The sequence below is a fragment of the Microbacterium sp. 20-116 genome, from assembly GCF_041079415.1.
In the GTDB taxonomy this organism is placed as follows: domain Bacteria; phylum Actinomycetota; class Actinomycetes; order Actinomycetales; family Microbacteriaceae; genus Microbacterium.
Genome location: NZ_JBFYGP010000001.1, coordinates 275,201 through 286,688 on the forward strand (window position 1 = coordinate 275,201; position 11,488 = coordinate 286,688).

At 69.6% G+C, this 11,488-nt stretch carries 10 protein-coding genes; 5 read left to right on the top strand and 5 right to left on the bottom strand.

The genetic code is table 11. From position 1 onward, the window contains the following. The first annotated feature begins 10 nt into the window (after window positions 1–10). Window positions 11–502 carry a DUF3093 domain-containing protein gene (locus AB6V29_RS01230; RefSeq protein WP_210075047.1) on the top strand — a complete coding sequence of 164 codons (492 nt, stop codon included), beginning with the start codon at window positions 11–13 and terminating at the stop codon, window positions 500–502. On the opposite strand, the gene AB6V29_RS01235 is transcribed toward AB6V29_RS01230, so the two are convergent. Beyond that, window positions 477–770 carry a DUF4193 domain-containing protein gene (locus AB6V29_RS01235; RefSeq protein WP_055837222.1) on the bottom strand — a complete coding sequence of 98 codons (294 nt, stop codon included), beginning with the start codon at window positions 768–770 and terminating at the stop codon, window positions 477–479. The two genes, AB6V29_RS01230 and AB6V29_RS01235, sit on opposite strands and share 26 nt — an antisense overlap. Before the next feature lie 221 nt (window positions 771–991). On the opposite strand from AB6V29_RS01235, the gene sepH reads away from it, so the two are divergent. Beyond that, entirely contained in the window at window positions 992–2,020 is a 1,029-nt protein-coding gene (sepH, locus tag AB6V29_RS01240) for a septation protein SepH (RefSeq protein ID WP_307316821.1), read from the top strand. An 88-nt stretch (window positions 2,021–2,108) separates the two neighbouring features. Here sepH and AB6V29_RS01245 read toward each other — a convergent pair whose 3' ends face one another. Continuing rightward, on the bottom strand, window positions 2,109–3,236 hold the full coding sequence (locus tag AB6V29_RS01245; protein ID WP_307316823.1) for an alkaline phosphatase family protein: 1,128 nt from the start codon (window positions 3,234–3,236) through the stop codon (window positions 2,109–2,111). Between the two features lie 71 nt (window positions 3,237–3,307). On the opposite strand from AB6V29_RS01245, the gene AB6V29_RS01250 reads away from it, so the two are divergent. After that, entirely contained in the window at window positions 3,308–5,770 is a 2,463-nt protein-coding gene (locus AB6V29_RS01250; protein ID WP_369356580.1) for a DNA topoisomerase (ATP-hydrolyzing) subunit A, read from the top strand. 285 nt (window positions 5,771–6,055) lie between these two features. Here AB6V29_RS01250 and AB6V29_RS01255 read toward each other — a convergent pair whose 3' ends face one another. Then, a complete protein-coding gene (locus AB6V29_RS01255; protein ID WP_369357152.1) occupies window positions 6,056–8,128 on the bottom strand; it encodes a type IIA DNA topoisomerase subunit B in 2,073 nt (690 codons plus the stop codon). Window positions 8,129–8,290: 162 nt separating this feature from the next. Between AB6V29_RS01255 and AB6V29_RS01260 the strand changes: the two genes are divergently transcribed. Next, complete coding sequence (locus AB6V29_RS01260; RefSeq protein ID WP_115918381.1) at window positions 8,291–8,512, top strand: hypothetical protein; 222 nt, start codon at window positions 8,291–8,293, stop codon at window positions 8,510–8,512. A gap of 58 nt (window positions 8,513–8,570) precedes the next feature. Here AB6V29_RS01260 and AB6V29_RS01265 read toward each other — a convergent pair whose 3' ends face one another. Both AB6V29_RS01265 and AB6V29_RS01270 read right to left on the bottom strand, forming a co-directional pair. Further along, a complete protein-coding gene (locus AB6V29_RS01265; RefSeq protein ID WP_369356582.1) occupies window positions 8,571–9,614 on the bottom strand; it encodes an alanine racemase in 1,044 nt (347 codons plus the stop codon). Further along, entirely contained in the window at window positions 9,611–10,261 is a 651-nt protein-coding gene (locus AB6V29_RS01270) for an alanine racemase C-terminal domain-containing protein (RefSeq protein WP_369356584.1), read from the bottom strand. Before AB6V29_RS01270 ends, AB6V29_RS01265 begins: the two co-directional genes overlap by 4 nt. A gap of 44 nt (window positions 10,262–10,305) precedes the next feature. Between AB6V29_RS01270 and AB6V29_RS01275 the strand changes: the two genes are divergently transcribed. After that, the gene (locus AB6V29_RS01275; protein ID WP_210075035.1) at window positions 10,306–11,328 is read left to right on the top strand and encodes a sugar-transfer associated ATP-grasp domain-containing protein; all 1,023 of its coding nucleotides are present in this window, start codon (window positions 10,306–10,308) and stop codon (window positions 11,326–11,328) included. The last annotated feature ends 160 nt before the right edge of the window (window positions 11,329–11,488 follow it).

Consider the following 11,488-nt stretch of genomic DNA (forward strand, 5'->3'; position numbering starts at 1 on the left):
CACGAGGGTAATGCAGAAGAGGGGGTGCGGCATCCGCACCGCAGCCGAGTATCGAGAGCGTCTCAGCCCGTCGCTGTGGGCGCTGGTCGCCGCAGCCGTGTGCGGTCCGATGGCGGCGGTCGTCTTCTCGCCGCTCGACACGACCCTGGCTCTGTTCATCGGGCTCGTGGTGTCGGTGGGGATCGTGTCGGGTCTGCTGGCGATCGCCCCCGTGATCGAGATCCGTGACGGTGAACTGCGCGCGGGACGCGCGCACATCCCGGTCGACCTCCTGGGTGCGCCCGTCGGCGTCGTCGCCGAAGAGGCTCGTACCGCCCGTGGGAGTGGTCTCGACCACCGGGCCTGGCACGTGATCCGCGGCGGTATCGACGGCATCGTCACGGTTCCCGTGACCGATCCCGACGACCCGACCCCGTCGTGGGTGGTGTCCACCCGCACGCCGGATCGCCTGGTCGCGGCGATCCAGCGTGCTCAGGTCAGGCTGCGCACTCCAGGCAGATGAAGCCGGGGCCGCTCTCTTCGGCGATCTGGGAACGGTGCTTCACGAGGAAGCAGTTCATGCAGGTGAACTCGTCTTCCTGAGCGGGAAGCACGACGACATCGAGCTCGATGTCGGAGAGGTCGGCGCCGGGCAGTTCGAAGCCCGAGGGGTTATCGGCATCCTCGTTGTCGATCGACCCCGACGCCTTGTCGGGCACGCGCTCTTTGAGGGCCTCGATCGACTCGCTGTCGTCCTCGGTCTTGCGCGGTGCGTCGTAATCGGTTGCCATGCGTGCAGGTCTCTACTTCCGGATTTCGTGGTGCTATGCCCCATCGGGTGCCCGATCGGGCGGCCATAGTTTGCATGACCCGTCCTCGATAAGCAAATGCTCCGAGAGGGGCGAGCGTGTCAGGCCTGACGGGAAACTCGCGGCGCGCCCGCGATATTCCCGGTTGCGGGCGGCACGCGTGACAGCATGAACGCTGACCGCAGATCGGAGGGGTGTTTCGTATGGAACAGCTCAAAGTCATCGGAACCGAAGATGACGTCCTCGTCGTGGCGACGCAGGCGGGCGAGCGCTTCGCCCTCGCGCTCGATGAGGTGCTGCGCGCTGAAGCGCGCCGTGCGCGTCGGGACCGTGAGGACGACGACCGTGCCCCGCGCCCGAGCCCCCGAGAAATTCAGGCGCACATTCGCGCCGGCATGTCGGCTCGTGAGGTGGCGACGCTTCTGAACGCCCGCGTCGAAGACGTGGAACGCTTCGAGGGTCCCGTCCTCGCCGAGCGCGAGCACGTCGTGGCTCAAGCCCTCGCCGTGCCGGTGCTGCTGGGCGGCACGCTCGAGCACGACTCCCCCATCACCTTCGGGGCGGCCGTGCGTGCCAAGCTCGCCGAGGCCGGTGCGTCAGCGGAGCGTTGGACGAGCTGGAAAGAGAGCTCGGGCTGGTCCGTCAAGCTGGAGTTCACCGCCAACGGCATCGACCACGACGCGCGCTGGAGCTTCGACCCGCGTCGCAGCGTCCTCTCGCCGCAGAACTCGGACGCCATCCAGTTGTCGCGCCAGGGTTCGCTTCCCGAGGGACTGATCCCCCGCCTTCGCGCCCTCGACAACGTCTCGAAGGACGACTCCCGCTTCGACAGCGGAGCCTTCGGGCCTCGGCGCATCGACATCGACGACGAGCCGGGTGTGGAGGCCACCGGTCCCGTCGCCACCGCCGTTCAGGCTGCCGCCATCAAGCGTGCACCCGATGCGCCCGTCACCTCGGCCGAGACCGCCGACCTGCTCGAGGCGCTCCGTCGCCGTCGGGGTCAGCGCGAGCCGCTGCCCGGTGCCTCCGAGGTCGCCGAGCCGGAGCCGCGTCCCTCGAGCCCGCCGGTCGCCCTGTTCGACGCCGTCGAGCCGGGCTACGTCGACGAGAGCCAAGAGACGCCGAGTGAACCCGAGCGTCCCCAGGCCGACAACGGTCGCCGCGCGAAGGGGCGCCCGTCGATGCCGTCGTGGGACGAGATCGTCTTCGGCGCTCGCTCCGACGAGAGCTGACGAGGGATCGACTTTCTCGGCCGGTTCGTCGGTCAGCCGACCCGTGTCCGCCCGAGACGGATGCGGCCCCCCGGCCATCCTGCTGTGCTCAGGCGAACGCGCCCAGACGGAGGAGCGGCACCGTGCGCTCTTCGTCGGTGAGCGAGCCGTGCTGGCCCACCATGCGCTGCGGGCGCTTGTCGGGCTCGCGGTCGTCGTAGTACGCGAAACGTCCGCGCGCGGCGACGAGCACGTCCCCGATGCGCGGGTGGACCTCGGCGTCGACGTCGCCGAAGAGGCCGGCCGCGATGGCCTCGTCGCGCGTGAGCACCCAGGCCCGTGCCGCCTCGGTCTCCCGCCACAGCGCGGCCACGGCATCCGCTCGCCCCGCGTGGGTGTACAGGTGGAGCATTCGGGGCTCGCCGCCGATGAGAGCGACGCCCTCGAGCAACGGGTCCCCCTCTCGGAGCAGGACGTGCTTGTGGGCGGGGACGTCGACCATGCCGTGATCGGCCGTGACGACGACGCCCGTGCGCGGGTCGATGGACTCGGCGAGGCGGCGGGCCGCGGCATCCACCCGCTCGAGGGCGTCGGTCCATCGGTCGGACTCCCACCCGTCCCGGTGACCCGCGGTATCGAGCTCGGGGGCGTACAGGTAGGTCAGAGATCCCGGATGCCGTGCGGCCAGATCGGCCGCCAGACGTACGCGCTCGTCGATGTCGTCGGACGAGGCGAACTCCGCCCCGCGCAGCGTCGCCTCGGTGAAGCCCGTGCCGGTATAGCTCGGTCGTGAGACGACGAAGCTGCGGAGCCCGGCGTCGGCGCGCAGGGCGAAAAGCGGAGTGCGTCTCTGCCAGGTGAGCGGGTCGAGGCTGTCGGTCTCCCACCCGTGCAGCTGATTGGCCGCGATGTCGGTGCCGGGAATGCGGGTGCGGTAGCCCACGATGCCGTGGCTGCCGGGCTCCGCGCCGGTCAGCAGGCTCGTGAGCGCCGCGGCCGTGGTCGAGGGGAACACCGTGCGTGCGACGTCCTTGCGACCGCCCACCGAGCCCAGGAACCGCGCGTGGCCGCGCCGGGCCGCCAGGTTGTGTGCGCCGAGCCCGTCCACGAGCATCACGATGGCGCTGCGGGCGGGAGCGAACCACTCCGACTCGCCCCTCAGGGCGTCGATCGACTGGGGCACCACACCGGTGAGGCTCCGAGAGCGCGGCGGGTCCGCCGGTAGGCTGAGTGACATCGGGCCCAGTCTTCCACAGGAGTCCCGATCCCCGTCGAGACGCGACGCCCGCCCGACCCGAGGCCGTACCTATGCCCGATTCCCGTTCCTCCTCTTCCTCGAACTCATCCGTCGTCGAGCGCATCGAAGACGTCGATGTCTCGACCGAGATGCAGGGGTCGTTCCTCGAGTACGCCTACTCGGTCATCTACTCGCGCGCCCTGCCCGATGCGCGCGACGGACTCAAGCCGGTGCAGCGCCGCATCCTCTACCAGATGGCGGAGATGGGCCTTCGGCCCGACCGCGGTCACGTCAAGAGTGCGCGTGTCGTGGGCGAGGTCATGGGAAAGCTGCACCCCCACGGCGACGCGCCGATCTACGACGCTCTCGTCCGGCTGGCGCAGTACTTCTCGCTGCGGGTTCCCCTGGTCGACGGCCACGGCAACTTCGGCTCGCTCGACGACGGGCCCGCCGCCCCGCGTTACACCGAGGCGCGCTTGGCGGCAGCGGCGCTGGCGCTGACCGAGAACCTCGACGAGGACGTCGTCGATTTCATCCCCAACTACGACGGACAGTTCCAGCAGCCCGAGGTTCTTCCGGCGGCGTTCCCGAACCTCCTCGTGAACGGGGCGACGGGCATCGCGGTCGGCATGGCCACGAACATGGCGCCGCACAACCTCATCGAGGTCGTCGCCGCAGCCATTCACCTGCTGCAGCACCCCGAGGCCACGGTCGAAGAGCTCATGGAGTTCGTCCCCGGCCCCGACCTGCCCTCGGGCGGAATCATCGTCGGCCTCGACGGCATCAAAGATGCCTACACGAACGGCCGCGGAACGTTCCGCACCCGCGCGAAGGCGTCGATCGAGTCGCTCGGTCCGCGTCGCACCGGCATCGTGATCACCGAGCTGCCGTATCTCGTCGGCCCCGAGCGCGTGATCGAGAAGATCAAAGACGCCGTGCAGGCGAAGAAGCTCACGGGCATCGCCGACGTCACCGACCTCACCGACCGCAACAACGGTCTGCGCCTCGTCATCGGGATCAAGACCGGATTCGACCCGAAAGCCGTTCTCGAGCAGTTGTACCGGCTGACCCCGCTCGAGGACTCGTTCGGCATCAACAACGTCGCGCTCGTCGATGGGCAGCCGCAGACACTCGGTCTGCGCGAGATGCTGCGCGTCTACATCGATCATCGCATTCGTGTCGTCACGCGACGCAGCGAGTACCGATTGGCCCGCAAACGGGAGCGTCTGCACCTCGTCGAGGGTCTGCTCATCGCGATCCTCGACATCGACGAGGTCATCCAGGTCATCCGCTCCTCCGACGACGGTGAGCAGGCGCGCACCAAGCTGCAAGAGGTGTTCGACCTCTCGCACCCGCAGGCCGAGTACATCCTCGAACTGCGCCTGCGCCGGCTGACGAAGTTCTCGCGCATCGAGCTCGAGGCCGAGCGCGATCAGTTGAACGCCGAGATCGCCCAGCTCGTCGAACTGCTCGGAAGCGAGACGCTGCTGCGCCAGCAGGTGGCCAGAGAACTCGATGCCGCGGCCGAGGCGCACGGCACCCCGCGGCGCACCATGCTGCTCAACGGCGGACCCGTGCAGCCCCGTTCGGCGAAGGCCGCCGCCGCGGACCTGCAGATCGCGGACGCACCGTGCCGTGTGTATCTCTCGGCCACCGGCCGCATGGTCCGCGCTGAGCTCGTGGCCGACGCCCCCGCCGGCGGCGTGGTCCCGCCCGCGCGTCGGTCGAAGCACGACGCCATCCGCTCGTCCGTCGACACGACCACCCGCGGCGACATCGCAGCGGTCACGTCGGCCGGACGCCTCGTCCGCTTCTCCCCCGTCGACCTGCCCTCGGTTCCCGCCAACTCCGTGCAGGTCGCTGCCGGTACCAAGGTCGAGCAGTACCTCGCTCTCGGGAAGGGCGAGAAGGTCGTGGCTCTCGTGCCGCTGGTCGACTCCCCCACGATCGCCCTCGGCACCGAGCAGGGGGTCGTCAAGCGCGTCGCAGCGACCGAGTTGGGTACGAAGGACGAGATCGAGATCATCTCGCTCCGCGACGGTGACCGTGTGGTCGGCGCTGCCCCCGCCGGCGACAACGCCGAGCTCGTCTTCGTCGCGAGCGACGCGCAACTGCTGCGTTTCGAGGCCTCATCCGTGCGACCGCAGGGACGATCCGCGGGAGGTATGGCCGGTATCCGTCTTTCCGACGGCGCCCGGGTGATCTCGTTCGCCGTGGTCGGTGCCTCGGCGTTCGACGCCGTCGTGGTCACGGTCGCGGGTTCGTCGGATGCACTCCCGGGCACGGACGCGGGCAGCGCGAAGGTGTCGGCGTTCACCGAGTTCCCCGCGAAGGGCCGCGCCACCGGTGGCGTGCGTGCGCAGCGTCTGCTCCGCGGCGAGCACGCCCTCGTGCTCGCCTGGGTCGGCTCCGATCCGCGCGCCGTCGGCACCGATGGTTCGGTGCGGGCCCTGCCCGAGTCCGGCGCGAAGCGCGACGCGTCGGGTCAGCCGCTCGAGGCCGTCATCGGCGCGATCGGGACCGTCGTGCGCTGAGCCCGGCTGCTCCCCGTCGGCTCGCCTTGTGCCGTCGTGCGGAGTTGATCGGTGGCGCGCCGGGGCAGGGGTGGCTGGGGAGGCGTGTCGGGGTGAGAGTCCGCCCGACGGTACCTTTCGGGCCGGCAGTGGGAGCGCCCTCTCTGGGTGTGGCGATGTGCCGTCGTGCGGAGTTCGTCGGTGGCGCGCGCGGGCAGGGGCGGCAGGGGCGGCGTGTCGAGCCCCGAGTCCGCCCGACGGTCCGGCACAGAGGCGCACCCGAGTGGGGCGCCGACGAAAAGGGCGTCAGACGTCGATGCGCTCGCGCGCGAGGCGGTCGCTCGAGTCAATGATGAACTCGCGGCGCGGGGCGACGTCGCTGCCCATGAGCAGATCGAAGACAGATGCCGCGGCCTCCATGTCCTGCACGCGAACGCGGCGCAGCATGCGGCCGCCGCGATCCATGGTCGTCGTCGCGAGTTGATCGGCATCCATCTCGCCGAGGCCCTTGTACCGCTGCACCGGCTCTTGCCAACGCTTGTTGCCGCGCTTGAGCTTGGTGAGCAGGGTGTGGAGCTCCTGCTCGCTGTAGGTGTAGATCGTCTCGTTGGGCTTGGTGCCCGGGTTCATGACGATCACGCGGTGCAGCGGTGGTACGGCGGCGAAGACCCGGCCCTCCTCGACGAGCGGGCGCATGTACCGGAAGAACAACGTCAGCAGCAGTGTTCGGATGTGCGCGCCGTCGACGTCGGCGTCGCTCATCAGGATGATCTTGCCGTAGCGGGCCGCGTCGAGATCGAACGATCGACCCGAGCCCGCGCCGATCACCTGGATGATCGAGGCGCACTCGGCGTTCGACAGCATGTCGCTGATCGAGGCTTTCTGCGTGTTGAGGATCTTGCCGCGGATGGGCAGGAGCGCTTGGAACTCGCTGTTGCGGGCGAGCTTCGCCGTGCCGAGGGCGGAGTCGCCCTCGACGATGAACAGCTCGGAGTCGTTGACGTCGTTGGAACGGCAGTCGACGAGCTTCGCGGGAAGCGAGGAGGACTCGAGGGCGTTCTTTCGACGCTGGGTCTCTTTGTGGGTGCGCGCCGAGATGCGCGCCTTCATCTCGGAGACGATCTTCTCGAGCAGCTGAGCGGTCTGCGCCTTGTCGTCGCGCTTGGGCGAGGCGAAGCGGGCCGACAGTTCTTTCTGAACGACGGATGCCACGATCTGCCGAACCGCGGGAGTGCCGAGGATCTCTTTGGTCTGGCCCTCGAACTGCGGCTCGGGAAGGCGCACGGTCATGACGGCGGTGAGACCGGCGAGCAGGTCGTCTTTCTCGATCTTGTCGCTGCCGACCTTGAGCTTTCGGGCGTTCTGCTCGACCTGCGAACGCAGCACCTTCATCAGGCCCTGCTCGAAGCCCTGCTGGTGCGTGCCGCCCTTGGGGGTGGCGATGATGTTGACGAACGAGCGGGTCGTCGTGTCGTAGCCGGTGCCCCAGCGCACCGCGATGTCGACCTCGCACTCGCGCTCGACCTCGGTGGGGATCATCGATCCGCCGGGCTGCAGCACGGGGACGGTCTCGGTGAAGGTACCGGTGCCGGTGAGACGCCAGGTGTCGGTGACGGCGGCGTCGGGTGCGAGGAACTCCGCGAACTCCGAGATCCCGCCGTCGAAGCGGTAGCTGGTCTCGACGCGCTCCTCGCCCCGTTCGTCCTGCACGACGATCTCGAGTCCCGGCACGAGGAACGCGGTCTGGCGCACGCGCTGCACGAGTTCATCGAGGCCGAAGGCGGCGTCTTTGGTGAAGATCTGTCGGTCGGCCCAGTAACGGATGCGCGTGCCGGTGACACCGCGCGGCGCTTTGCCGATCACGCGCAGCTCGCTGCTGCGTTCGAACGGCGTGAACGTGGAGTCGGGGGTGTCGCCCGCGAAGAGACCGGGCTCGCCGCGGTGGAACGACATCGCGTAGGTCTTGCCGCCACGGTCGACCTCGACGTCGAGGCGCTCGGAGAGCGCGTTCACGACTGAGGCGCCGACGCCGTGCAGACCGCCGGAGGCAGCGTAGGATCCGCCGCCGAACTTGCCACCTGCGTGAAGCTTGGTGAAGACCACCTCGACACCGGTCAGGCCGGTGCGGGGCTCGACGTCGACCGGGATGCCGCGGGCGCGGTCGCGCACCTCGACGCTGCCGTCGGCGTGCAGCACGATGTCGATGCGCGAGCCGTGTCCGCCGAGGGCTTCGTCGACGGAGTTGTCGATGATCTCCCACAGGCAGTGCATGAGACCGCGGGAGTCGGTGGACCCGATGTACATGCCCGGGCGCTTACGCACGGCTTCGAGGCCCTCGAGGACCTGCAGATGATGGGCTGAGTACTCGGACGTCACGATCTCTGAGCGTAATCGGGGGCACCGACATCCACTGCCAGACACACAGGCGGGTCGGGTCACCGTACGCGCACAGCGAAATGTGATCAAGCCGCGGCATAGGGGAAACATCCGCGTGGTTGTATATGGAGACTCGCCCACGACCACCTGAGGAGGGCACCCGACATGACCACCACGACTGCACCCGAAGCGTCAGCCGTCCTCGACCACCGCCTGACGGCGGCGGATCGCTGCGACTCCTGCGGCGCACAGGCGTACATCGCCGCGACGGTCAACGGCAGCGAGCTGCTGTTCTGTGCGCACCACGGCCGCAAGTACGAAGAGAAGCTCCGCAGCGTCGCCACCTCGTGGCACGACGAGACGGCGCGACTGAACGCCGCCGAGTAAGACCGCGTCATCGAAAACGGGCCCCGCGCACCTTGTGCGTCGGGGCCCGTTTCGCGTCTCAGGCTCGATCGGTGAGATAGGACCTCGGCACGGTGGGAGACACGCGCAACGCGATCTCTTCGCCGATCGTGTCGATGAGTTCGGCGAGGTCGGTGACGCCGTAGAGGGCGCCCGAGCCGAACAGCACGATCTCGTCACCGGGAGCGGCACCCGCCCACGGGGCGAGCACCGTCTCGGTCGGGGTGATGGCCTCGACGCGGCGAGGCCCCTCCGGCGTGGGCGCGTCGAAACGTCCGCCGAGGGCGCTCGGCAGCCCGTGCAGGCTTCCGACGTCGAGGTGGACGCCCGCGGCGTCGACGGCGGTCACCGTGGCGGTGAGGCGGCTGATCGGCTCTATGCCCAGCTCGACCTCGCTGGGTCCGCCGGCGGGACGGATGCCGTACGAGAACGCCCCGACGCGCACCAGATCCTCCCGGAACTCGCCCCGGGCGAAACCCGCCGCACTGGCTGCCAGATGGGAGAAGCGGGGATCGAGCCCCGCGGCGCGCGCGGTCTCCCGCGCCGCCAAGAACACCGCACGGGCGTCGTCGTCATCGGCATCCGAGGCTTCCGAGATGTGGGACCAGATGCCCTCGAACACGGCGCGGCCGTCGGCGACCAGCGCGGCGGTCTGCGCGAGTGCGGCGTTCCACCGCTCGGGACGGATCCCGTTTCGGTGCAGGCCCGTGTCGATCTTGAGGTGCACGCGTGCGGGGCGCTCGAGGCGGAGACCCGCGAGATCGTCGAGCAGCGCTTCGTCGCCGATACCGAGGTCGAGGTCGGCATCGACGCCCGCGGCGAGGTCGTCGCTCCCGCCGATGAGCCACACGAAGATGCGGACGTCGGGTCCAGCGATGCGGCGGACCTCGGTTCCGGTGACCACGTCGAAGGCGCCGATCCAGCGAACGCCCTCTTCGACGGCACGCCTCACGATCGGTTCGAGCCCGTGGGCGTAGGCGTCGTCCTTGACGACGAGCATGGCAGTGGCGGGGGCGACGGCCTCGCGCACGCGGCGGAGATTCCGGGCGAGAGCGTCGAGGTCGACGCGGTAGACGGCGCTCACGCGGTCACCCTCCGATCCGCGCGGACCCCCACGACGGCGATGATCTCGGCCGGGGTGAGGCCGGTGGCATCCGTCCACTCCCGCAGCGAGGGGTGACCCGCGACAGGGTCGCCGAAGAAGACCACCTCGGAGCCGCGCGGCACGACGGCGTCTTCGACGTCGACGACGCAGACGTCCATGGCGACGCGCCCGACGATGCGATGACGTCGGCCGTCGATCGAGACCGAGACCGCGTTGCCCAGGGATCGCACGACGCCCTGGGCGTAGCCGCCGGTCACCAGGGCGACGGTGGTGTCGAGGGGCGCTCGGTGCGTGTACCCGTACGAGACGCCCTCGCCGCGCAGCAGGGGCTTGGTGCCGAGCGCTCGACCGCGCAGCGACAGCACGGGGCGAGCGTGCGAGCCGGGCAGGCCGAACAGGACCGCGGCGTCGAGGGGTGCGGCATCCATCCCGAGATCCGAGAGCACGGATGCCACCCACTCCGCGCCGTGGCCCCAGGCATCGGCGGCGAAGACGTCGTCGGCGCGTGAGCCGGTGCCGGCCGCGAGGGCGAGCGGGGCGTTCTGACGCAGGGCGGACTCCGAGACGAGCGCCACGGGCGCCACTCCCCCGGCCGCGGGCAAGCGGGCAGGGAGCGTGGAGGTCACCCCTTTAGACTAACGGGGTCCTCCTTCCCCGACCCCGGAGCCACATGCCTCAGCAGGGTTTCTCCCCCGTCACGCGCCTTCGCTACCTCGCCGGACGCGCCCGCCGCATCGACGTCGGATCCGTCGTCGAACGCGCCAAAGAAGCCTCGGCCCAGCACGGCAAGGCCCTGCCGCTCGTCGTCGCCGACATGCTGTTCCAAGCGGGTGTGAAGAACGTCGGCTTCCAGGACTACATCGACTACGACTTCGCGATCCTCACCCCCGCCGAGCGCGCCACCTACATGACGCATCCGGTGTCGAACCAGATCTCGCAGAAGTACGACCACCCCGACTACCGCGGCCTCTTCCAGGACAAGGTCGAGTTCGACCGCACGTTCAGCGAGTTCCTCCGCCGCGAGTGGATGGTGGTCGACGCAGACAACGCCGACGAGCTGCGCGCCTTCACCGAGCGTCTCGGCACCATCGTCACGAAGGAGCCGGTCGGTCAGGCCGGAACCGGCGTGCACCGCTACCACGCGGCCGAGGTCGAGGACTGGGAGCAGTTCCACCGCGGGCTGCTCGAGCGCGGCGAGATCCTCGTCGAAGAGGTCATCCGCCAGCACGACGACCTCGCGGCCGTCTGCCCCGGCACGGTCAACACCACGCGCGTCACGGCCTTCTTCGATGGAGACAAGACGCACATCCTCGCGATGGCGCAGAAGTTCGGCCGCGGAGCGGTCAGCGACCAGATGACCTTCGGCGGCTTCTACACGATGCTCGACGAGAACGGCCACGCCCTCGGCGCCGGCTACGACTCGCACGGGCATGTGCACGAGCTGCACCCCGACTCGGGAGCGCGCATCGCCGACTTCCAGCTGCCGATGATCGACGACGTGAAGGCGTTCGTCGACCGGGTCGCGCGCGTCGTGCCCCAGGTGCAGTACGTCGGCTGGGACATCGTCGTCGGCCCCGACGGACCCGTGCTCGTCGAGGGCAACTGGGGCGCCGGCGTGTACGAGAACAAGCCGAGCGTCACCGGAATCCGCACCGGCCACAAGCCGCGCTACCAGGCCGCCATCGGGTTCTGAGCCCGAGCGTCCGAAGGCCCGCTTCCCGCGTCGGGGGCGGGCCTCTCGCGTGGGCTCTGGATCCGGTGCCCGGCGCACGTGGGCGGTCGCCGTCTTCGCCGCGTGCCCCGCGGCATCCGGACAGCGAGAAGGCCCGCTCCCCGGAACGGGAGCGGGCCTT

Excerpts from the sequence above, each read along its gene's own strand:
- AB6V29_RS01230 (WP_210075047.1), top strand. The coding sequence starts at position 11 with ATGCAGAAGAGGGGGTGCGGCATCCGCACCGCAGCCGAGTATCGAGAG.
- AB6V29_RS01235 (WP_055837222.1), bottom strand. The coding sequence starts at position 770 with ATGGCAACCGATTACGACGCACCGCGCAAGACCGAGGACGACAGCGAG.
- sepH (WP_307316821.1), top strand. The coding sequence starts at position 992 with ATGGAACAGCTCAAAGTCATCGGAACCGAAGATGACGTCCTCGTCGTG.
- AB6V29_RS01245 (WP_307316823.1), bottom strand. The coding sequence starts at position 3,236 with ATGTCACTCAGCCTACCGGCGGACCCGCCGCGCTCTCGGAGCCTCACC.
- AB6V29_RS01250 (WP_369356580.1), top strand. The coding sequence starts at position 3,308 with ATGCCCGATTCCCGTTCCTCCTCTTCCTCGAACTCATCCGTCGTCGAG.
- AB6V29_RS01260 (WP_115918381.1), top strand. The coding sequence starts at position 8,291 with ATGACCACCACGACTGCACCCGAAGCGTCAGCCGTCCTCGACCACCGC.
- AB6V29_RS01275 (WP_210075035.1), top strand. The coding sequence starts at position 10,306 with ATGCCTCAGCAGGGTTTCTCCCCCGTCACGCGCCTTCGCTACCTCGCC.